The sequence below is a fragment of the Henriciella marina DSM 19595 genome (assembly GCF_000376805.1).
GTDB lineage: Bacteria > Pseudomonadota > Alphaproteobacteria > Caulobacterales > Hyphomonadaceae > Henriciella > Henriciella marina.
Genome location: NZ_AQXT01000002.1, coordinates 1289103 through 1312083, shown reverse-complemented (window position 1 = coordinate 1312083; position 22981 = coordinate 1289103). Strand labels below are relative to the sequence as shown.

General features: G+C 62.0%; 15 protein-coding genes. 7 read left to right on the top strand and 8 right to left on the bottom strand.

Annotation, left to right across the window (positions count from 1 at the left end; translation table 11 throughout):
- Positions 1-85: 85 nt before the first annotated feature.
- Genes F550_RS0106490 through F550_RS19300 form a run of 3 tightly spaced genes read right to left on the bottom strand, consistent with a single transcriptional unit; the run spans position 86 to position 5692 of the window.
- A complete protein-coding gene (locus F550_RS0106490) occupies positions 86-3343 on the bottom strand; it encodes an error-prone DNA polymerase (protein WP_018147723.1) in 3258 nt (1085 codons plus the stop codon).
- Positions 3340-5064: a Y-family DNA polymerase gene (locus tag F550_RS0106485; protein ID WP_169332254.1), complete on the bottom strand. Its 1725-nt coding sequence runs from the start codon at positions 5062-5064 to the stop codon at positions 3340-3342. The genes F550_RS0106490 and F550_RS0106485 overlap by 4 nt, the downstream gene beginning before the upstream one ends.
- Positions 4949-5692, bottom strand: coding sequence for an ImuA family protein (locus F550_RS19300; protein ID WP_018147721.1), 744 nt, complete (start codon positions 5690-5692; stop codon positions 4949-4951). The genes F550_RS0106485 and F550_RS19300 overlap by 116 nt, the downstream gene beginning before the upstream one ends.
- A gap of 158 nt (positions 5693-5850) precedes the next feature.
- On the opposite strand from F550_RS19300, the gene F550_RS0106475 reads away from it, so the two are divergent.
- Together F550_RS0106475 and F550_RS0106470 are read left to right on the top strand one after the other, a co-directional pair.
- On the top strand, positions 5851-7152 hold the full coding sequence (locus F550_RS0106475; RefSeq protein WP_018147720.1) for a D-arabinono-1,4-lactone oxidase: 1302 nt from the start codon (positions 5851-5853) through the stop codon (positions 7150-7152).
- On the top strand, positions 7149-8330 hold the full coding sequence (locus F550_RS0106470; RefSeq protein ID WP_018147719.1) for an alanine racemase: 1182 nt from the start codon (positions 7149-7151) through the stop codon (positions 8328-8330). The genes F550_RS0106475 and F550_RS0106470 overlap by 4 nt, the downstream gene beginning before the upstream one ends.
- A 111-nt stretch (positions 8331-8441) precedes the next feature.
- Here the strand turns inward: F550_RS0106470 and F550_RS0106465 are convergent, their stop codons facing one another.
- Positions 8442-10094 (bottom strand): carboxylesterase/lipase family protein, encoded by a 1653-nt coding sequence (locus F550_RS0106465; RefSeq protein WP_156807846.1) that lies wholly within the window; start codon positions 10092-10094, stop codon positions 8442-8444.
- Positions 10095-10293: 199 nt separating this feature from the next.
- Between F550_RS0106465 and F550_RS0106460 the strand changes: the two genes are divergently transcribed.
- From F550_RS0106460 to F550_RS0106440, 5 genes are all read left to right on the top strand, one after another.
- Positions 10294-13647 carry a transglutaminase family protein gene (locus tag F550_RS0106460; RefSeq protein WP_018147717.1) on the top strand — a complete coding sequence of 1118 codons (3354 nt, stop codon included), beginning with the start codon at positions 10294-10296 and terminating at the stop codon, positions 13645-13647.
- A 3-nt stretch (positions 13648-13650) separates the two neighbouring features.
- On the top strand, positions 13651-16056 hold the full coding sequence (locus tag F550_RS0106455; protein ID WP_018147716.1) for a circularly permuted type 2 ATP-grasp protein: 2406 nt from the start codon (positions 13651-13653) through the stop codon (positions 16054-16056).
- 11 nt (positions 16057-16067) lie between these two features.
- Positions 16068-16973 (top strand): transglutaminase family protein, encoded by a 906-nt coding sequence (locus F550_RS0106450; RefSeq protein WP_018147715.1) that lies wholly within the window; start codon positions 16068-16070, stop codon positions 16971-16973.
- A gap of 100 nt (positions 16974-17073) precedes the next feature.
- The gene (gene cpaB, locus F550_RS0106445; RefSeq protein WP_018147714.1) at positions 17074-17952 is read left to right on the top strand and encodes a Flp pilus assembly protein CpaB; all 879 of its coding nucleotides are present in this window, start codon (positions 17074-17076) and stop codon (positions 17950-17952) included.
- Between the two features lie 68 nt (positions 17953-18020).
- A complete protein-coding gene (locus F550_RS0106440) occupies positions 18021-18395 on the top strand; it encodes a hypothetical protein (protein WP_018147713.1) in 375 nt (124 codons plus the stop codon).
- A gap of 19 nt (positions 18396-18414) precedes the next feature.
- Here the strand turns inward: F550_RS0106440 and F550_RS0106435 are convergent, their stop codons facing one another.
- Genes F550_RS0106435 through F550_RS0106420 form a run of 4 tightly spaced genes read right to left on the bottom strand, consistent with a single transcriptional unit; the run spans position 18415 to position 22981 of the window.
- Positions 18415-19371, bottom strand: a complete 957-nt coding sequence (locus tag F550_RS0106435; protein WP_018147712.1) for a type II secretion system F family protein — start codon at positions 19369-19371, stop codon at positions 18415-18417.
- Positions 19372-19381: 10 nt separating this feature from the next.
- Entirely contained in the window at positions 19382-20335 is a 954-nt protein-coding gene (locus tag F550_RS0106430; RefSeq protein WP_018147711.1) for a type II secretion system F family protein, read from the bottom strand.
- A complete protein-coding gene (locus F550_RS0106425) occupies positions 20336-21790 on the bottom strand; it encodes a CpaF family protein (protein ID WP_018147710.1) in 1455 nt (484 codons plus the stop codon).
- Positions 21791-22981, bottom strand: a complete 1191-nt coding sequence (locus tag F550_RS0106420; RefSeq protein WP_018147709.1) for an AAA family ATPase — start codon at positions 22979-22981, stop codon at positions 21791-21793. It abuts the gene before it with no gap.

Genomic DNA, 22981 nt, shown 5'->3' with positions numbered 1-22981 from the left:
CTGAAACCTGCAGTTTTTGCCTTCGTGGAAGTTAGGGCGAGTCTTGCCGAAGGCGAGGGCAGACGGCTCGCAAGCTGCAGTAGGCTCAATGGAAGTCGCGGCTATTGGGGATCACCCGGACATTGCGTGGGTGCGCATGCATGGGTCTTGGCGGCGGCCCACGTCTGTCCGGAACGGGTTTGACGACTTCATCTGCATTCGACAGCACGCCCTTCATCGGATCGTTGAAGCGGGTTTCGGAAAGCAGCCCAAGATCGTCTGTGCGGTCCACAAGCTGCTCTGCGACAAGGTGTGTCACGCCTTCGGCCCGCTGGATCCGCCCTTTCACCAGAATGATCCGCGCGCCCATGACGATGGCGCGAAACCGCTCAAAGACATTCGGCCAGACGACGAGGTTTGCAACGCCTGTCTCATCCTCGATCGTGATGAAGCAGACACCGCTCGCAGACCCGGGGCGTTGTCGCACAAGGACAATCCCGGCCGTCTGTGCGCGCGCCCCGTTCGGGAGGTTCAAGGCCTCACGCGTGCTGAGCGTCCGCATGGACGCATAATGCTCGCGCAGGAAAGACATGGGGTGGGCTTTGAGCGACAGCCGGGTGGTCTGATAATCCTGAAGCACATGCTCCGAAGCGGGCATCTCGGGCAGGCGCGTTGCCGCCTCGCCGCCCTGTTCGGCGGTGTCGGCCGCTGCAAAGAGCGGCAGGGTCTTGCCAGCCGCTTCCCCGCGCGTGGCCCAGAGCGCTTCGCGTCTGTCGAGGCCCATGGAGCGGAAAGCATCCGCCGCCGCCAGCACCTCCATTGCGCGGCGCGTGATGCCTGTGCGGCGGCGGATATCTTCAGGTTGCTCGAAGCCGCCGCCGCGCACTTCCATCATGGCTTCCATCTCATCCTCGCGAAGCCCGTCGATCTGACGAAAACCAAGGCGCACCGCGAGGGAGGCATCTTCCGCAGGCTCCAGCGTATTATCCCAGTCCGACAGGTTCACATCCGCTTCGCGCACCTCAACACCATGCTCACGCGCGCACCGAACGATTTGCGCAGGGGCATAGAAGCCCATTGGCTGACTGTTCAGAAGGGCCGCGCAGAAGATATCCGGGTGATGGCATTTCAGCCAGGACGAGACATAGACCAGAAGCGCGAATGAGGCTGCATGGCTTTCAGGAAAGCCATACTCGCCAAACCCCTTCACCTGATCGAAACAGCGCTGGGCAAAGGTTCTCTCATAGCCGCGCGCGACCATGCGTTCGACCATCAGTTCTTCATAGTTCTGGATCGTCCCGACCTTCCTGAACGTCGCCATCGCCCGGCGCAGGCCATTGGCTTCGTCGGCAGAGAATTTCGCCGCATCCATGGCGATCTGCATGGCCTGTTCCTGAAAGAGTGGCACCCCATTGGTTCGCTTCAGGATGGTTTCCAGCTCATTGGCCGGGCCATGCCTCGGGGAGGGCGATGGATAGGTCACCGTCTCCTGTCCGTTGCGGCGGCGCAGATAAGGGTGGACCATATCGCCCTGTATCGGCCCCGGCCGGACAATGGCGACCTCGATGACAAGGTCATAGAAGACCCGCGGGCGAAGGCGCGGCAGCATGTTCATCTGCGCCCGGCTCTCCACCTGGAAGACCCCAAGGCTGTCGCCCTTGCAGAGCATGTCATAGGTCGCCTCATCCTCCTGCGGGACGGTCGCCAGCGAATAGTCGAGCCCCTTGTGAAGGCGCAGCAGGTCGAACGCCTTGCGGATACAGGTCAGCATGCCAAGCGCCAGAACATCCACCTTCATGATGCCCAAGGCGCTGATGTCGTCCTTGTCCCACTCGATGAAGGTGCGCTCATCCATGGCCGCATTGCCGATGGGCACGGTCTCGACCAGCGGCCCGCGCGTCAGGACAAAGCCGCCGACATGCTGTGAGAGGTGACGCGGAAACCCGATCAGCTGGCGGGTCAGCTGGACCGCGCGGCGCACCACCGGATTGGTGGGGTCTAGGCCCGCCTGCCGGATCTGCTTTTCCTTCACGTCCGATCCGAAACTGCCCCAGACAGTCCCCGCCAGCGCCGAGGCGATATCCTGCGACAGGCCAAGCGCCTTGCACACTTCGCGCACGGCAGAGCGCGGACGATAGGAGATCACGGTCGCCGTCAGCGCGGCCTTGTGGCGGCCATAGCGGCGATAGACATACTGGATGACTTCCTCGCGCCGCTCATGCTCGAAATCGACATCGATGTCCGGCGGCTCTTTCCTTTCCTTGGTCAGGAAGCGCTCGAAAAGAAGGCTGGTCACCGACGGATCGACGCTGGTGATGCCAAGACAGTAACAGACTGCCGAATTGGCCGCCGAGCCGCGCCCCTGACAGAGAATGCCCTTGTCTTTTGCCCAGGCGACGATGTCATGGACCGTCAGGAAGTAGGGTGCGTAATTAAGCTCACCGATCAGGGTCAGCTCTTTCCTGATGGCCGCCGATACCTTGTCTGGAACACCGCCAGGATACCGCCAGGCGGCCCCCTCCCAGGCCAGTTTCTCGATATGCTCCTGAGGCGTCGTTCCGGGCGGGACGGGTTCGTCAGGATACTCGTAAGCAAGCTCATCCAGTGAAAATGGACAGCGATCGGCAATCTCCTGTGTCCTGCGAAGAGCAGGCTCGAACCCCTTGAAAAGCCGCACCATTTCTTCAGCCGGCTTGAGGTGGCGTTCGGCATTGGCTTCCAGCCGGAAGCCCGCCTCATCAACGGTGCAGTGCTCGCGGATACAGGTCACGACATCCTGTAGCGGGCGGCGCTCAGCGGCATGGTAAAGCACATCATTGACGGCCACGATGGGCACACCGCCTGCCTTGAAACCGAGGTCTGCCAGCCGGGCAATCCGCTCACGGTTCTGGCCCTGAAACCCATAGCGCGCGCCAAGATAAAGCCGGTCGCCCCATTGCGTGCGCAGCCATTCAAGGCGCAGCCGGTAGGTCTCATCCGGAGAGAGCGGCGGCATGGCGATGAAAACCATGCCCTCGGCATGGGCAAGCACATCCTCAAGCGTGATATGGCATGCGCCCTTTTCGGCCCGCAGCTTGCCTTCCGAAAGAAGCCGCGAAAGCCGCCCATAGGCGTCCCGGTCCTGCGGGTAGGCGATGAGGTCGAACCCGTCTGTCGTGATCAGGCGCGCCCCGACAAGCAGGCGCATCTCATAGTCCCGGGCCGCAAGATGGGCGCGGACCACGCCGGCCAGCGTATTGCGGTCTGCAATGCCAATCGCGGTGAGCCCCAATCCCTTTGCCTGCGCGACCAGTTCTTCTGGATGGCTGGCGCCCCGCAGGAAAGAGAAGTTCGTCGTAACGGCGAGTTCTGCGTAACCGGTCATGCAAACAGCCCATGCATGAACCAGAGCGGCGCGCCGCCCCGTCCATCCTCATAGAGCCCCTGCCGGAACAGCCAGAAGCGGCGCCCATCGCTGTCTTCTATGCGGTAATAGTCGCGGGCCCGCGGCAGGTTCGAGACAGGCGCACCAATGTCCTCCATTTCAAGTTCGGCGCGGATGCGACTTATAAGGGCCGCGTCCGCGCGCGGGTCGAGCTTTGGGTTGAGCCATTTGCGGTCCACCCCTTCAGGGCTGCCGGATGGCGGCGGGGGCGCTGTCCATGTCCACCATTCAGGCGCAAGGCGTTCTGGCCCATCCGCCCGCGTCACGGCATGCGGGACCCGCCGCCAGATAAAGCGCAAGGGCGGACCATCCGGCACTTCGGCGAGGACTTTTATCTCTTCAGGTGGGTCGATCAGACGGATCGGGCGCGGCCCATGAGAGATCTGAGGGACAGCAGGGGCTGGCAGCGCCCCATCAAACGCCGCTTTGCGTTCAGCCTGTTCAGGCAAATGGCTTTCATGCGCCTCTGTAATCCTTACCGCGCCTTCACCGAGCTTGGCGGTGATCCGGTCGGCAAGGGCCGAGAGAAGGACGGGGTCTGTATCGCTGGCGGCAAGGTCGCCGGAAAGGGCTGGCGCGCTGATATCCATCGCCCCGGTACGCCGGGCTTCCAGCATCATGAGGTCGATGCCGAAGCCGGGGTCGATCTTGTCCAGCTTCTCTGAAAACAGGCGCAGGATGTGTTTCGGGGTCCGCACCGGTCTTGCGAGCGTGACCGAGATAGAGCTGACCTCTCCATCTGCGCGAAAGGCATGAAAGGCAAAGGCACGCGCGCCCTGTCCCTGATCGGTTAGCTTGACGCAAAGCGCGTCTGCCAGCTGCTGCAGCCCGGCTTCGACGCCCTCGATGGCAAGAAGCGGTTCAGGGCAGGGCAGGCGGGTGATGTGTGACGGTGGCTCTGTGAGCGGGGTGAGCGGTTCCCGGCGAAGGCCCAGCGCCTGATCGAGACGGAGGAGGACCGCATCACCGGCCGCGCGCGACTGAAACCGCCGCCCCAGCGCCCTGCGGTCTATGCCGTAAAGCTGGCCGATCCTGCGAAGGCCGAAGCGTTTGAGCAGGGTTTCCGCCTCTGCCGACAGGCGAAGGGCGCTGATCGGAAGGTCGGCAAGGTCGGCCGCTTCCTCGCCGTCGGCAAGGATATGACCGGGCCGTGCCCGCGCGAGGGCACTGGCAGCGCCCGGCGTGCTCGCAAGGCCAAGCGTATGCGGAATGGCATTGCGCTCAAGCAGGCCGGCTACGGCCTTCATCATCTTCGCTTCGCCGCCATGCAGGTGATCGCACCCTGTGGTCTCGACCATCAGCCCGTCATAGCCGTCAAGCGCGACGACAGGAGAGAGGCGCACCATCCAGTCGCCGATCCGCTGCAGGGCGGTCTGGTCGGCCTGCCGGTCGATATCCTCGTGCAGGAGGTCCGGGCAGCGGGCGCGCGCATCGGTAAAGCCAAGGCCAGCCGATATGCCAAGCGTGCGCGCCGAGGCATTCGCCGCAGCGACGCGCAGCCCATGCGGGCCATCCTCGACCAGGACGAAGGGCTTGCGGGCGGGCTCAACCTGTTTGCTGCCGGGGCGGGGCGTCACGGATGTCGATGTCGGCTGGCGCCGCGCGCGGCGAAGGCGCGTGAGCGGCCAGCCCGGAAACCACACGGAGAGATAGCGTTTCATGGTCGAGCTCGATGTTGAAGACGTGCCCCGCCATCTGCGGTGCCTGCCGGGACTTCTCCAGGACGGCCTGCCAGCGGCTGGCGCCCGGCGCGCGGGCGTCGAAGGCATTTGGGGCGGATGGGCGGGAGGTCACACGCCAGCGGGCTGTGGCGGCGCTGCTGCCATCCCGGCGCCATGGCAGAAGCAGGATGAGCGGGATGCCATGACGACTGGCCGCAAGGGTCAGCCGCCGCGATGCGGTAAAGTCCAGGCTCTCAATCTCGGCGATGACCAGGCCGACAGCGCCTGAACAGATGGCTTCCTCGCTCGCCCAGAGCGCATCGCTTGTCTTGCGGGTTTCCACCGAGAGAAGGCCCGCAGGAGGGCGGGCGACCGTCTCCAGCCCGGCATGCAGCAGCTGCCCGTGTTCGCGTGACAAACCGAACTGGCGAACCCAGAACACAGCCCCGGCTGGCGGGCGCGCGGCAGCCAAGGCAAAGCCTGTCATCGCCGCCATGTCGCCATGAGACGCCTCGCAGATCTCATGCACGCCTTCGCGGCCAAGGTTCAGCGGAAAGCCGGGGTCGGGCTTTCTACGCGTCTCGCCAAGCCGGAAGACGCCGGGGATATCTAGGGCTGTGGACTCCATATGTTCTTATTTTGTTCTCAGGCCAAAGAGTCAAGCGAGAGGCGCCTTCTGCGCGCATCCTTCGGTGGAATTCCAGAAAACCGGAAAGCCCGAAATCCATCTGACCGTTGCCAGCGCTTGCGAAACTATGGTCTGTTTGGAGGTGGAGGACGAACGGCATGCCGGACACAGTGAAGACAGGGGAACGCTGGACCAACTGGTCTGGCAATCAGACGGCAAAGCCAGCCGTCATCCATGAGCCTTCAACGCCTGACGCTTTGAAAGATATCGTGAAAACAGCTCCCGGCCCGATACGGGTCGTTGGGGCTGGCCATTCGTTTACCCCTGTCGCGGCGACGGACGGGACGTTGCTGAAGCTGGACAGGATGGGGCTGGTTCATTCGGTTGATCCCACGACCAAGCGCGCCTGGGTGAATGCCGGGGCCCGTTTGAAGGACCTGTCGCCCGAGCTTGAGAAACACGGGCTCGCTTTCAGAAACCTCGGCGATATCAATGTTCAATCGCTGGCGGGCGCCATTTCCACAGCGACCCATGGCACGGGCGAAACCCTCGCCTGCCTCTCAGCTGAGACGACGGCCTTCAAAGTGATGACGGCCAATGGCGATCTCCTGACGGTTTCGCGTGATCAGGACCGGGATATTTTCGAAGCTTGCCGCGTCTCGCTTGGCGCAATTGGCGTGCTGGTGGAGGCGGAAATTCAGCTGGTCGACGCCTACAGGCTCCACCGCACGACATGGGCCGAACCGCTGGATGAGCTTCTGTCCAAGGCGATGAAGCGCTGGCAGACCCTTAGAAATTATGAGTTTTTCTACGTGCCGTTCTCTGGCTACGGCATCTCGATCGCACATGAAGAGACCGATGCCCGCGCAACTGAGCGCGCGGACGCCGACGATGATGACGCCGTCCTCGGCCTGAAACGCGCCCGCGACTATGCCCCGGACGACATTGCCTCCAGGCGCCAGTTCCTTGAGCGGGCGTTCTCGAATTTCGAGGGTGAGGATGTCATCGGCAATAGCTGGCAATTGCTCGCCAGCGAGCGGAATGTCCCCTTCAACGAAATGGAATATCACCTGCCAGCCGATGCCGCGCTGGGCGTCCTGAAAGAGGTCATCGATTACATCGAACGCGAACGTCCGGACGTTTTCTTCCCCATCGAAGTGCGCAAGTCCGCAGGCGACGATATCTGGCTCAGCCCGTTCAATGGCGAGGGCCGGATTTCCATCGCCGTCCATGCGTTTGCTGAAGATGCCTATGACTTCTTCTTTTCAGACATTGAGCCGATTTTCAGGCGGGCAGGGGGGCGGCCACACTGGGGTAAGCTGCACAGCCTCGGTCATGATGAGTTGCAAGCCCTCTATCCGGATTTTGCCCGCTTCTGCGAGGTCCGCCGCCGCGTCGACCCGAAAGGCCGTTTCATGACGCCGTACATCAAATCGCTCTTCGCGCCGGAGGCAGAATGACCCCCTCTGACGCGGCCTATTTCGAGAAGCTCCAAAGCGCGCTCAACGCCGCTGGCATTGCGCAACCGACGCTGGTCATCGACCGGGCGCGTCTCGATGCCAACATAGAGACATTCAAAGGCCATCTGCCAGACGGGATGGGCTACCGCATCGTCGCCAAATCCCTGCCGAGCCTGCCGCTGCTTCAGCATATCCGCGAGAAGACCGGCACAGACCGCCTGATGACGTTCAACCTCGAAATGCTGATCGAGATTGCGCGCGCCATGCCGAATGTGGGCCAGCTGCTTGGAAAGCCGATGCCCGTCGCGGCGGCGCGCGCCTTTTACGCAAAAGCGCCGAGCGACGCAAAGGTGCAATGGCTGGTCGATACGCCCCTGCGGCTGGCGCAATATCTGGATCTCGCCGAAGAAATTTCCACTGAGCTCGATATCGTCTTCGAGCTGGATGTCGGGCTTCACAGGGGCGGCTTTTCAGCTGACGAGACCCTCAAACATGCAGCGGACAAACTGAAAGCGTCCAACAGGGCGCGGTTCGGAGGTCTGATGGGGTATGAACCGCACATCGCGAAGATGCCCGAAAAGAATGATTTGCGGCGGAAAGCCCAGGACTTTGCCCGGGAAAGTTTCGAGTCCGCGAAGGTGCTCACAGGGTGTCTGGGCGGTGTCTCGGCGGTACACGATCTGACCCTGAATACGGCTGGCAGCCCGACCTACCGGCTCTACACAGACACGGAGATGGCGAATGAGGTGTCGGCCGGATCGGTCCTGGTCAAACCCACCGATTTCGACACCGACCTCTTGAGCGAACATGTGCCGGCAAGCTTCATCGCCGCGCCGGCCCTCAAAGTGATCGACGGGATCAATGTGGCCGGCTTCGATTTCCTGCCGGGCCGCGAGCCTGAGGTGCCAGAAGGCCACACAAAGACGGTCTACACTTTTGGTGGCAACTGGATGGCAAAACCGGTCTGGCCCGAGGCCATCGAAGTGAACGAGAAGTACGGCCGCTCCAGCAACCAGCAGATGCTGACCGGCCCGGCCGATATGACGCTCCAGCCCGACGATTTCGTCTTCTTCCGGCCCACCCAGTCAGAAGCGGTCTTCCTGCAATTTGGCGATATCGCCGTCTACGAAAACGGCCAGATCACAGAGACCTGGCCGGTTTTCAAGGCATCGGCTTAAGCACAATTCAGGAGCTCCGAAAGGTGTGTCGGCGCTCGTCCTTCGACTTCGCTCAGGATGAGCGCCGTGTACCTTCGCAACCTCATCCTGAGCCTGGCAAAGGATGACGCGCTACTCCCCGCTAACTGACAGAATCTCACGCGCGCCTTTTTCCGGGTCGCTGACCATTTCAGGCTCCACGTTGAATTCCATGACCATGCGGTCCTCTAGCGAGTAGGGCTGCCAGTCGGGCAAGAGGTCTGAGGTGGGGGTGCCGGTTCGGGCGAAGCTGATCCAGGCGTCGGACATCATCTCGCCGAGCTGGACCGGCGCGGCGCCCGGGCCGACGAGGACGCGGGACTCCTCGACATTGTCGAACATGAAGGGGATTTCGAGCGTGTGCGGGGTTTTCAGGATGCCGCCGCTGACCGGCGTCTCATAGGTGAGGCGGTACATGTAGACCGGTGCATCTTCCTGGCGGGCTTTCTGGTCGGCGATGATATAGGAGCCCTGAATGAAGCGCGTGCCCATGGCGCGCACGGCCACATCTGTTGGTGTCGCATCTTCGCCGAGGAGGCCCCGATAGTTCTCAACCAGGGCAGGGCCCGCTTCTCCGAAACTGCTCGCCATGGCGTCCAGCATGCCGTCGGTCAGCATGCCGAACCATGGCTGCGAGGCCACGAAGAGCGTCATCTCATCCTTGTTCCAGCCAATCATGAGCGGCACATCGCTCGACTGTTCAGGGGCGCTCGGCAGGAACGGGTCGCCGGGCAGGACGACACCGTCAGCGACGGGGCGAAGTTCCAGCCGGCCAGCAAAAATGCCGCCCATTTCTTCCTGCGCGCGGAAGGCGGCCTGTAGCAGATCATCTGCCGGTATGGTCATCAGGTCCTCGGCCGTCTCGATCCCGGCCTGATCGAGCACGGCGTCGGCGGTCTTGATCGCATCTTCGATGCTGACGGCCGTGACACCGGGCCCCGATTGCACGATGGCCTTGTCGAAGAGGCCGTCGGCCGCCGGGGTCGCCATCAGGTGGGATACTTTCGAGCCGCCGCCGCTCTCGCCCATGATGGTGACATTGTCCGGATCGCCGCCAAACGCCTCGATGTTCTCTTCAACCCATTCAAGCGAGGCGATGAGGTCGAGGTTGCCGAGGTTGCCGGACTTGGCGAAATCGTCGCCGAACCGGTCAGCCAGATACATATAGCCAAAGGCGTTGAGGCGGTGGTTCACCGTGACGACGACAACATCGCCTTTCTCAGCCAGGTTGCGCCCGTCATAGGCAGGCCAGTTGCCGGAGCCATAGGCGTAACCGCCGCCATGAAACCAGACCATGACAGGGCGTTTTTCCTCGTCTGCGCCGGGCGTCCAGACATTCAGGAAGAGGGCGTCCTCATTGTCGATCTTGGTTTCGCCATCGGTCGGGAAGATGGTCTGGATCTGGCGGGTAAACTCGGTGACGCGCGTGCCGCTGGGCGTGTACATCTGCATGGCCGGGGCGCCCATGCGGGTGGCGTCATAGATACCGTCCCAGCTTTCAGGCGGCTCTGGCGGCTGGAACCGCAGCTCGCCGATGGGCGGGGCGGCGTAGCGCAGGCCGAGATATTCCTGGATGCCATTATCCTTGAAACCCTGCACCTTGCCCTGCGCGGTCTCGACCACGGGCGTCACCTCAGGGATCGTGGTTTTTGCCGGGGCGTCATCATGGGCGACCGCACTGAGCGGCAGTGTAAGTGCGAGCGCCGATGCGGCGGCAATGGCCTTCAATACTGGTCCGGATATCATGTGCGTTCCCTCTGGCTAGTTTCCTGCTCTTGGCGCCAATACTAGCAGAAAGGCCCGGCCGCCCGCCACGTCTAAACGGGGCGACCTGACTGAAAGGGTGGCAGGGGCGCGCGAGAGAAGGGCTGTTAAGCCTTTGCCTGTCGCGAAATTGCTGCAGGTGCGCTAAGAACAGAGACAGTAAAGGTAAGGCAGTCGTTTCATGGCCATTCTCGCCAGCATATATCACCTCACGTACTACAAATATGACCGGCCGGTCCTGCTTGGCCCGCAGGTCATCCGGCTACGGCCTGCGCCGCAGTCGCGCACGCGGATCGTCTCGCACAGTCTGAAAGTGTCGCCGTCGACGCATTTCGTGAACCATCAGCAGGACCCGTACGGGAACTGGCTGGCGCGGTTTGTCTTCCCTGAGCCGGTGCGTGAGCTGAAGATCGAGGTCGACCTCGTCGCTGACATGACGGTCTACAACCCGTTCGACTTCTTCGTGGAAGAGCGGGCCGAGACCTGGCCGTTTCAATATGACGATGAATATGCGCCGGACCTTGAAATCTATCGCAAGCCTGAACGCCTGACGCCGCTGCTGAAAGCCTTCCTCGATACCATTCCAGAAGACCCGATGAACACGGTCGACTTTCTGGTCGATGTGAACCGCCGGGTCGAACAGGTCGTCGATTATATCGTGCGTCTGGAGCCGGGTGTGCAGACACCGGAAGACACGCTGCGGATCGGCTCTGGCTCATGCCGGGACTCGTCCTGGCTGCTGGTGCAGGTGCTTCGCCGGCTTGGTTTTGCCGCGCGATTTGTGTCCGGCTATCTCATCCAGCTGAAACCTGATCTGGTCGCGCTTGATGGCCCGGCCGGGACAGATCACGACTTCACCGACCTGCATGCCTGGGTCGAAGCCTATATCCCGGGCGCTGGCTGGATCGGTCTTGATCCAACCTCCGGCCTGATGACCGGCGAGAGCCATATTCCGCTGGCCGCCACCCCGCATTACCGCAATGCCGCGCCAATCTCTGGGGGCTTTAGCGGTGATCCGGATACCGAAACCACGTTCGACTTCGACATGACGATCAACCGGGTCGCCGAGCATCCGCGCATCACCAAGCCGTTTTCGGACGAAAGCTGGGCCGATCTCGATGCGCTCGGCCAGAAGGTCGACAAGGAGCTGGAAGAGGGCGATGTGCGCCTCACCATGGGCGGCGAACCGACGTTCGTGTCGATCGACGACTTTGAAGCCGCAGAATGGAATACCGCCGCCGTTGGTCCGACCAAGCGCGCGCTGGCCGATGATCTGATCCGGCGCCTGCGCGACCGGTTCGCGCCGGGTGGCATGCTGCATTACGGGCAGGGCAAGTGGTATCCGGGCGAGACCCTGCCACGCTGGACGTTCTCTCTCTACTGGCGCGGCGACCGCAAGCCGGTCTGGCGCGACGCCGACCTCATTGCCCGCGAAGGCAAGTCCAATGGCGCAACCGCCGAGGATGCGCGCCAGATGGTCGAGAGCATGGCGAGCGAGCTTGGCCTTTCAGAGGACCTCGTCGAGCCCGCCTATGAGGACCCTGCCGAATGGCTTCTGCGCGAAGCCAGCCTGCCGGAGAATGTCACGCCGGAAAACTCCAAACTGAAAGACCCTGAAGAGCGCCAGCGCATCGCCAAGGTTTTCGAGCGCGGCCTGACAGAGCCGGTGGCCTTTGTCATTCCGGTCCAGCGCTGGCAGGCAAAGGCGGCAACGTCTCGCTGGCGCAGCGAGAAATGGTCGTTCCGGCGCGGCAAGCTCTTCCTCGTGCCGGGTGACAGCGCGGCGGGCTACCGTCTGCCGCTGGAGTCGCTGCCGCACCTTCCGCCTGCGATCTATCCTCACATGAATATCACCGACCCGGCCGAACCGCGTGGGCCGCTGCCGGAGTATTCAATCGAAGAAGCCGTCGAGCAGCGCGGCGCAGAGCCAGGGGCCCGCCAGACCGTCTCCAGCCGCAAAGAGGCCGTCAAAGGCCAGGATGTTCGCGAACAGCAGGTGACGCCTCAAGAAGAGGTCAGCGTTCGCACTGCGCTCAGCGTCGAGGCGCGTAATGGTCATCTCTGCGTCTTCATTCCGCCGACCGAAGCGCTCGAAGACTATCTGGAGCTTGTGGCCGCAGCCGAGAAAGCCGCAAAAGGAGTGGGCCAGCCGGTCCATATCGAAGGCTATGCGCCGCCGGCCGATGAGCGTCTCAATGTCATCCGCGTCGCCCCCGATCCGGGCGTCATCGAGGTCAACATCCATCCGGCCCATAACTGGGAAGAATGCGTTGCGACGACCGAAGCGGTCTATGAAGAAGCGCGCAACACACGGCTTGGCACGGACAAGTTCATGATCGATGGCCGTCATACCGGTACCGGCGGCGGCAATCATGTCGTTGTTGGCGGGGCGAACGTAAACGATAGCCCGTTCCTGCGCCGGCCTGACCTCCTGAAAAGCCTGATCCTGCACTGGCAGCGTCATCCGAGCCTGTCCTATCTCTTCTCAGGCCTGTTCGTCGGCCCAACCAGCCAGGCGCCGCGCATCGACGAAGCGCGTAACGATACATTGTATGAGCTTGAGATCGCGCTGTCGCAGATCCCGGCGCCGGGGGAGGGCGATGTCCCGCCATGGATGCTGGACCGGCTGCTGCGCAACTCGCTGATCGACGTGACGGGCAACACCCACCGTACCGAGATCTGCATCGACAAGCTGTTCTCACCCGATGGGCCAACCGGCCGTCTGGGCCTTGTTGAGTTCCGCGCTTTCGAGATGCCGCCAAATGCGCGCATGAGCCTTGCCCAGCAGCTTTTGATCCGTGCGCTGATTGCCCGGTTCTGGAAAAGCCCGATCACCGGCACGCCCATTCGCTGGGGAACGACGCTGCATGACCGGTTCATGTTGCCGGAATTTGTCTGGCAGGACTTCATGGAAGTGCTGGGCGACCTCAAGGCGCATGGCTTCGACCTCAAGCGTGAATGGTATGAGGCCCAGTTCGAGTTTCGCTTCCCGTTCTGCGGCGAGGTCAGCTATGAAGGCACGACGCTGGAACTGCGCCAGGCTATCGAGCCGTGGCATGTCCTCGGTGAGACCGGCGCGATTGGCGGCACTGTTCGGTATACGGATAGTTCCGCAGAGCGCCTGCAGGCCAAGCTGGTGACCGGTGCGCCGGGTCGTTTCACGGTCACTTGTAATGGCCGCCGCCTTCCGATGACGAAAGCGGGTGGCAGTGCAGCAGAGGTGGCCGGTCTTCGCTACAAGGCGTGGGCCCCGCCTGAATCGCTGCATCCGACACTGCCGGTGAACACACCGCTGACCTTCGATATCTTTGATACGTGGAGCGGGCATGCTGTCGGCGGCTGCGTCTATCATGTCTCGCATCCGGGCGGGCGCAACTATGATACCTTCCCGGTCAATTCCAACGAAGCAGAGGCGCGGCGTCTGTCCCGGTTCGAGCCGCACGGTCACCGCCCCGGAAGCTTCCTGCCGGAAGCCGAGCGCATGCATCCTGAGTTTCCGCTGACGCTGGACCTTCGCAGGCCACAAGGCGTGTAGTGGATGCCCCGCACGACGAAAGCTGCAGACGAAACAGTTTTCAGGCTGCTGTCTAACTATACCCCTGTCCCGGGTGTCCCTGATGAACTCATGGATAGCCAGGGCAGCGTACGGTCTGTCTGGCAGAACTTTCTCAGCCATCTTTCGCAGCATGATCCGCATACACTCGAGCAGATGTTTGCGCGAGGCGACGCCTATCTCCGCAACTCCGGCGTCTTTCTTCGTCAGTACACGGAAAACCGTGCGATTGAGCGTCCATGGCCGCTGAGCCATATGCCGGTCCTGATCGACGGGGCCGAATGGGACGATATTTCAGGCGCGCTGAAACAGCGGGCCGACTTGCTGGAAATGATCGTCGCCGATCTTTACGGCGAGAACCGCCTCGTCGCCGATGGCGCCCTGCCGGGTCAGCTGATTGCGCAGAGCTCTGAGTGGATACGTCCGCTTGTCGGCATCAAACCGCGCGGCGGGCATTTCCTGAACTTTATCGCCTTCGAAATCAGCCGCGGCCCGGACGGAACGTGGTGGGTGCTGAATGATCGCACGCAGGCCCCGTCGGGGGCAGGCTATGCGCTCGAAACCCGCGTGGCGACGTCCCGGATATTCGCTGAGCATTATGCGACGGCGCAGGTCCACCGCCTCGCTGGCTTCTTCGCGGAGTTTCGCGCCGCGCTCCTCAATATGCGGACCCAGCCGGACAGCCATGTGGCGATCCTGACGCCGGGGCCGTTCAGCGAAACCTATTTCGAACAGTCCTATATTGCCCGCTATCTCGGGCTCCTCCTTGTCGAGGGCGAGGATCTGACGATCCAGCAAGGCCAGGTCTTCGTGCGGACCGTCTCTGGCCTTCAGCCTGTCGATGTTCTCTGGCGGCGGCTTGATACGCTCTATGCTGACCCGCTGGAGCTGGATGAGACCTCGCAGATCGGCACGGCCGGTCTGGTTGGCTCTGTCCGCCGCGGCATGATTTCGGTCGTGAACGCGCTTGGGGCAGGCATACTGGAATCGCGGGCGTTGCTGGCTTTCATGCCGCGCATATCACGCAAGCTGACGGGCGAAGCCCTCCGCATGCCGAACATTGCCACTTGGTGGTGCGGGCAGCCGGCCGAGCGTAGCCATGTCCTGTCGCGGCTGGAAAACATGCTCATTGCACCAGCCCTATCGACCCGCCAGATATTCGATCCGGACGAGTCCTCAATTGTTGGCAGCCAGCTACGCAAGCAGGGCGTCGATTTCGCGCGCCGGCTGATCGACACCGAGGGTGATCTTCTGGTTGGCCAGGAAGCCATTTCCTTCTCGACATCACCGGCCTGGGTAAATGGCAAGCTCGTTCCGCGCCCGATGAGCCTGCGCGTCTTCATGGTCCGGACGCCAGCTGGCTGGAGTGTCATGCCCGGCGGCTTCGCCCGCATCGGCGAAGAGATCGATACGAATGTTTTCAGCATGCAGGCGGGGAGTTCCGTGGCCGATGTCTGGATCGTCAGCGACAAGCCGGTCGATACGACAACCCTGCTGACGACCGGGCAGGCCCGCGACCCGCGACCCAAAAAGGGCGCGCTGCCAAGTCAGGCCGCAGAGAACCTTTTCTGGCTCGCACGCTATATGGAGCGGGCCGAGAGTTTCACGCGGCTTGCGCGGGCGCGCCACGACCGGCTGGCCGAAGCGGCCTCTCCGCAATCGCCTCTGCTCGTCTATCTCACAAGGTATACGTCCCAGATCGGTCTGGACACGCAGGCGTCGATCCCGCCGTCGCTGGCTGCCACAATTCACGCGGCGCTCCGCGCGGCCGGCAGCGTGCGCGACAGGCTGTCGCCGGATGGTTGGGCGGCCATCGTTCAACTCAATGACCGGCTGGATGACGCGCTGGAGCAGGACGTTGCGCCCGGCGACGGCGCCGCGCGCGAAATGGGGGTGCTGCTTCGCCAGTCGAGCGCGTTTACCGGCCTCCTCAAGGACAATATGTACCAGTTCACCGAGTGGCGGTTCCTCAGCATTGGCCGGTCGGTTGAGCGGTTGATGGCGCTCTCCTCGGCGCTCTCCTGCTTTCTGGCCTCCGAGGCCCCTCAAGGCAGCCTCGATCTGGCGCTGGAATATGCCGACAGCTCGATTTCGCACAGGCGCCGCTATGGCTTTCAGGCGACCCTCCACTCCGTTGCTGAGCTGACCGTTCTCGATGAGCTGAACCCGCGTTCGCTGATCTTTCATCTCTGCGAACTGGAGGCGCATATGCATCCGCTGGTCGATGTGATGAGGTCTGCTGACAGCGAGGCCCTGCGGCGGACTTGCCGGGATTCGCGCAAGACGTTTCAGTCGCTCCAGCCCGAAGATATCGACCCTGCCTATCTTGTCGCGTTCCGCACCAAGGTCGCCAATATATCCGACGACCTGACACGCATCTTCTTTAGCTGAGGTCACCCGGCGTGCTTTACGATATCTCTCTCAAGGTGATGTACCGATATGGCGGCCCCGTTCGCACGGGACGGCATCTGGTTCACCTCTGGCCTCTATCGCTGCCGGGCATCCAGTCGGTTGGCGAAACCCGTGTCGATATCACGCCAGAGCCCGCAGACCGCAGCGGCTTCAAGGACTTCTTCGGCAACTGGGCATCCGAGATCGTCTTCGACACGCCGCACCAGCGGTTTGAGGTCAAGCTTTCGACACGTGTCGAACGCCACCTGATTACAAGCCCCCGGCCGGCGTCCATAGCTTTCGACAAGCTCGCCGAGGCGCTCGGTGAGACCAATAGTCTCGCGCCGAACTCCCCGCTTCATTTCCTCGGAACGACGCCCCGCGTGCGGCCTAATCTGGTACTTCAGGACTATGTCATGGACCTTGCCCCGCCGCAGGCGTCTACGCGCGACATGGTCCGCCTGCTGGGCGAACGGCTAAACAAGGACATGACATTCGATGCATCGGCGACATCTGTCGATACCCGCCACGAGGATGCCTTCGCCTCGCGCAGGGGCGTCTGTCAGGATTTCAGCCACATCATGATTGCGGCCCTCCGCAGCGTTGGCGTGCCGGCAGGATATGTCAGCGGGTGCCTGCGCACCGAGCCGCCGCCCGGGAAAGAGCGTCTTGAAGGCGCAGATGCGATGCATGCCTGGGTACGCGCATGGTGCGGGCCGGAGACAGGCTGGATAGAGTATGATCCGACCAATGCCTGCGAGGTTTCGACCAATCATATCGTGATCGCCTATGGCCGCGATTATTCCGATGTCTCACCGGTGAAGGGCGTTCTGCGCTCAGCTTCGGGGCAGGCCGGGTCGCAGGCGGTCGATGTCGTGCCTGTCCGGGAGGCCGAAGGCGCGGCCGATCATGGTTAAACCGACCCGTTAAATGCGAGCGGCCTGCTTGCGGAAGGTTTAAACCGCGCAACGTTACAACGAGGCTTTCCAGCTATCTGGAGGGTTTCCCCTCGTGAAAATGACACCGATCGTATCTCTTGTGCTTTCCCTTGTTTTTGCCGGGGCCGCCGTTCTCGGCGCGCGCCTCTGGCTGGGCGGCAACAATGATGAGCCGGCCCCGGCCGAAACCGTCGCCGCAGACCCGGTTGTCATCGAGACGCGGGAGGTTCTGGTTGCCGTTCGCGATATCCCCCGCGGGGTCACGCTGGATCCGGCCTGGTTCGAACCAGAAACCATTCCGGTGAGCGATGTGCCGCGCGGCGCATTTGAGAGCCGGCCGGAACTGGAAGAGGCAGGCCTCGAACGCCCGACGCTGATCGAGATCGCGAGCGGCGAAGTTCTCTCCGAAAAGATGCTGCTGGCGGTCGGTATGCGCGCCTCGCTCTCATCGAAGATCCGTCCGGGCATGCGCGCCTACACGATCCAGATGAATGACGTCTCCGGCGTTGCCGGTTTCGTTCTGCCAGGTGATCTGGTCGATGTGATCTTTATTGCGAATGACGGCGCAGCGCTGGTCGATGACCTGCCCGTGAGCTCCGGCGGTGCAAGCGCCGAAGTGCTGTTGCAGAATGTGGAAGTGATGGCGCTGGACCTCAATGACGACGTGGCCGGCAATGATCCAAGGACTTTCCGGACAGCGACGCTGGCGGTAACGCTCGAGCAGGCCCAGACGCTGTCGGTCGCTGGCGAGTCCGGTTCGCTGTCGCTGGCCCTTCGAGGCAGCGCCGACGATGCCTATGAGCAGGCCGAGGCAGTCCGGCTACGGTCCGCGCCAGCGCCGCGCCGCCAGGTCGCTGCGACCTCCCAGCCGCGCGCGCCAAGGCAACCTTCAGGCGCTCAGATCGCCGTCATTCTTGGTGATCAGGAAGCGACCGTGCAGGTCCCGGCCAGCCAGTAAATTGCGAAGCCGCTTGCGAAGGGCCTGACTTTCGCGTTTCATGAGCGTCTCTTTGAAAGAGGCGCTTGATGGACCCGGTCACGACCATTGTCTTATGTCTTGTCTTCATCCTGCTCATCGCTGTCATCAATGCAGCGGTGGCGGCAGGGCGAAGCGGCACGGGTAAAACGGATGGCGGCGCTGACAAGACAGCGCCAGCTAAAGTTTCTGATCAGCGAGGCCCGCCACCGCAGGAAAAGCCGCGTACACGACCTGCCCAGTCAGGCGCGGAGCCTTCGCTGTCGCATCCGCTGATGGCGACGTCCGCAGATGTCTGGATTGAACCGGATGGAAAAGATCCTGTCGCCGCGCGGTCACAACAGACGGAGATGCCGAGAGGGCGCGTCGGGCTGGTCACATTCGTGCAGTATACCGAGTTTATGGTTATACGCCGCAGACCCTGATCCGTCCCGGGATAGCCCGTCAGCTCGAGGTCGCCGCCATAACGTCCATCATCCGCACGACCGCCGGGAGCATGAGAACCGTCAACAGGGACGGGAAAACGAACAGGATCAGCGGCACGACCAGTTTTGCGGGCAGGGCGAGCGCCTTTTCTTCTGCATAGAGCATACGCTTCTCGCGCATGTCATTGGCAAAGACGCGCAGCGTTTCGCCGACACTGGTGCCAAGTTCTTCGGACTGGCGCAGCATGGTCGCAAGCGCGCGTGCTTCATCGAGACCCAGCCTGTCGGCAAAATTCTTCCAGGCTTCCGAGCGGGCGCGGCCAGCGCGGGTCTCTAGGTTCATGATCTTGAGATGGTCTGAGAGGTTTGGATAGCGCTGTGTCAGCTCTTCAGAGACACGCTGAACGGCGCCATCAAGGCTGAGGCCCGCCTCGACGCAGGCAACCAGCAGATCCATCATGTCGGGAAAGCCCTCGCGGTACTGGCCTTCCAGTTTTCCAAGCTTCTTGTCCAGCATGAAGGAGGGCGCGACGAAGCTGATGACGGCAAGGCCGCCTGACGCAAGCATGAGCGCATTGCCGGGGAGCTTGTCGCCATAAAGCGGCCATGTCAGCAGGAGAATGACCTGCGGGACGATCAGGGCAATGAAGCGAAAGCCGACAAAGAGGTAAGGCGCGGCCTTGGAATAGTAGCCAGTCTTGAAAAGACGCGCGCGCAGCTTGTTCAGCGCTTCGGAATTGGGGTCGGAAAAGCGGCGCCCGAGTTTCTCGATAAGCTGATCGCGTTTCTGGCTGGCGCTCTGGCCCGTTCCCCGCCTTCGCCGGGCCGCGTCATTTTCAAGTCGCTGCGCCATTTTCTTATTCGTATCGACCACTTTTGCGGTCTTGGCCGCAACATAGGCGATCACCGAAAGCGCCACGATCGCGAGGATCGAGATCACGGGGAGGTTTGGCGTATTGAGAAGACTGGCGAGCATGGCTTTGCGGTCAGACCTTGAAATTAATCATCTTGCGCATGACGAGATTGCCAACCGCCATCCAGACAAGGCAGGCGCCGAGGCCGTATTGGACGAGCTTTTCGTCGAGCACGCTGCCGTAGAAGTGCGGGGTCAGCATGTGCATCGCGCCCATCACGATGAAGGGCGCTGAAGTCAGGATGAGGGCTGAGGCGCGGCCCTCCGATGAGGCGGCCTTGATCTTCAGGCGCATCTTCTGGCGTGCACGAACGGTCGACGAATTGACCTTCAGAAGGCTGCCGAGGTTGCCCCCTGTTTTGGCCTGGAGCCGGACGGTCGCGGCGAAGAGCTCGACATCTGGTTGCTGGGTCCGCTCGGCGAGTTTCTTGACCGCTTCCTCCAGGCTGGAGCCGTAAGCGATCTCGTCGGCCGCCATGCCGAATTCCGAGCCGATGGGGTCCGGCATTTCCCGGCCGACAAGCGACACCGCCGTCGGCACGGGGTGGCCAGCTTCGAGGCTGCGGACGATGATTTCGAGCGCGTCAGGGAGTTGCTCGCCCAGTTTCTTATCGCGCGCGCCAGCCTTCATCTTCAGGAACAGGATGGGCAGGACGAGGGCCGAAAGAATGCCGACGAGAGGCGTCAGAAGCAGGCTGCAAGTAAAGTAAAAGACAGCAGACGCGGCCCCAATGCCGACCGCCGCTGCGATCATGGCCCAGGTCAGGGGCTCATAGGTCAGGCCGGACCGTGTGACGAGATCGTTGAACCAGCGCAGGGACAGCCGGCCATTGCCATCCTTGTCCTGGCCGCGCTGGCGCCGCAGCTCCACGATGAGGTCGGCGACGCTTGCCTGCTTTTCCTGTACGCGAAGCCGTCTGTTCAGCTTACTCTTCTGGACCGCGCCCTGACCAAAGCCGAGCATGGACTGCGCCGCAAGAAATGCCGAGGCGAACGCCAGAACATAGATGACGGCGGATGTGTCCATTTATTTGCTCGGTACTTCCAGCAGCGGCTTCGACGGGTCGAAATATTCCATGGGCATCTGAACGCCCCGGCGCTGCATTTCATCAAGGCATTTTGGACGCAGGCCAGTGGCGCGGAACTCGCCAATCACGGTCCCATCCTCACCCGTGCCCAAGCGGTTGAAGAGGAAGATATCCTGCATCTGGATGATGTCGCCCTCCATCCCTGTGACTTCGGTGACGTGGGTGATGCGGCGCGACCCGTCAGACAGGCGCTGTGCCTGAATGATGATACCGATGGCAGAGGAAATCTGTCCACGGACGGCTTCAGACGAGATGCGGAGCCCGCCCATGGCAACCATCTGTTCAAGTCGGCTGATCGCCTCGCGCGGATTATTGGCGTGGATCGTCGCCATTGAGCCTTCATGGCCGGTATTCATGGCCTGAAGCATGTCGAAGGCCTCTTCTGAGCGCACCTCACCTAGGATCACCCTGTCAGGCCGCATACGGAGGGCATTCTTCACCAGTTCGCGCTGGCGGATCTCTCCCTTGCCTTCCAGATTTGGCGGACGGGTTTCCATGCGGGCGACGTGCGGTTGCTGGAGCTGAAGTTCGGCGGCATCCTCGATCGTGATCAGGCGCTCCTTGTGACTGATCGCCTTGGAGAGCGCGTTCAGCAGCGTCGTCTTGCCTGAGCCGGTCCCGCCAGAAATGATGCATGTCACCCGGCATTTGACGGCGTTGAAAAGAAACTCGGCGACCTCTGTCGGCATGGCACCGAAACTGACCAGCTTTTCTAGCGTCAGAGGCTTCTTCGAAAACTTCCGTATAGAGACGAGTGGGCCGTCGATTGCAACTGGCTCAACGGCTGCGTTTACGCGGGAACCGTCCAGAAGACGCGCATCGACCAAAGGCTGGCTTTCATCCACCCGGCGGCCGACCGCAGACACGATCCGCGAGACGATCCGGCGAAGGTGGGCATTGTCCCGAAACTTGGCTTCTGAGAGCTCCAGCTCGCCGCGTCGTTCGACATAGACCTGTTTGGCGCCGTTGATCAGAATATCGGAAATGCTTGGATCGGCGAGGAGAGGTTCCAGAGGCCCGAGCCCCGTCATCTCATGATAGACGGAATCGGCGAACTCCAGCACTTCGGCCTGGTTCATCGGGATGCGCTCATCGCGCACGATTTCCGATACCAGGCGCCCGACCTGTTTCTTGATCTCCGTCTCATCGAGCTTGTCGAGCACGGAGAGATCAAGCTCGTCGATCAGCTTGTTATGGACCCGCAGCTTGGCCTCCAGAAGGTCAAACGAAGCTGGCTCGTCTACCTTGTCCTTTTCATCGGCGTCGTCAGCTTCGAACGCCGGGTCTTCCAGCGTGATGTCTTCGTCGCTGCCGGTGCCTTCAGGCAGAGACGACTTGGTGTCCTTGGCCTCGGAAGGCTGTGCAGATTTCGAGAGAAGTGAAAAGCGCGCCATCTATGATCTTTTTCTGCTTGGGATTGGGGGGCTGAGGGCGGCCTCCTCGCCTGGTTCGAGAAGTTCGATGATGCGGGTAACATCCTTGGCGAGCCTGTTTCCTGGCTTTGCCTGACTGACAGATTGCCCAAAATTCACGGCGGCAAGTGCAGCTTCCCATTCCGACGAGATGGTCGCGAAAACCGGTCGTCCGATCGCTTCTTCCGCCTGCGAGACTGTAACCGTATTGCCGAACAGTTTCTTGGACATGCGGTTCAGGATGACCCGCGGTTGCGCAATGCCTTCGGACACGTCTTCCAGCTCCTCTGCCCTGTTGCGGGCGGCGTGGAGCGCAGGGACGGTCAGCTCGCTCATGACGATATTTTCGTCTGCGCCAGTGACGACAGACGACATCCACGGAGACGGCCAGCGCGGCAGATCCACGATGACATAGTCATAGAGGCGGCACGCAATATCGAGCACTTTGAGGATTGCTTCGGGCTTGATCGCATTCCAGAGACGATTGGAGCGCGGGGCCGCGAGCAGGTCGATCCCGTTCTTGTGATGGGTAATAAACGCCTGCAGCAGGGCCTCATCGATCCGGTCGGCCGACTGGGTGAGGGCGCTCTGGCTGAGGTTTGCGGGGCAATTGAGATAGGACGCACAAGCGCCATCGAAGAAATCGAGATCGACGAGACAGACCTTGTTGCGCTCTTCGCGCTGGCTGAGCTGATAGGCAATCTCAACCGCGACAAGCGTGGCCCCGGCACCGCCAACAGAGGGCGTCACCGTCCAGCATTTGCCGGACGTTCCGTCTGATGGCGCGCTATCTTCCCTGCAGATCATCTCCAGCGTCTCGGCGAGGTGCTGGCTCTCTATCGGCGGGGGCAGCATGTCCCAGCGCTGAAGGGTCATCAGGCGTTTGACCGCCAGGATAGGGATATTGTCGCCGATGATGATGCCGGGCAGGGTCGGGGCCGTCTCAGAGACCCGGATCAGGAATTCAACGAGATCAAACGTGCCGGTATTCTCTATCACCAGAACGCTGCCGCGCTCAGCGCTCGCTGCCTCTAGCGAAGTATTGGGATCGCGATGAGTGGCGATGGCCACATTGGAGAGACCCTTCACGCTCGCCGACAGACTTTCGCCTTTACCGGGCGCAAAGACATGAAGGCGGACTGAGCCTGTCGTCTGAACCGACTGACTGCTCAT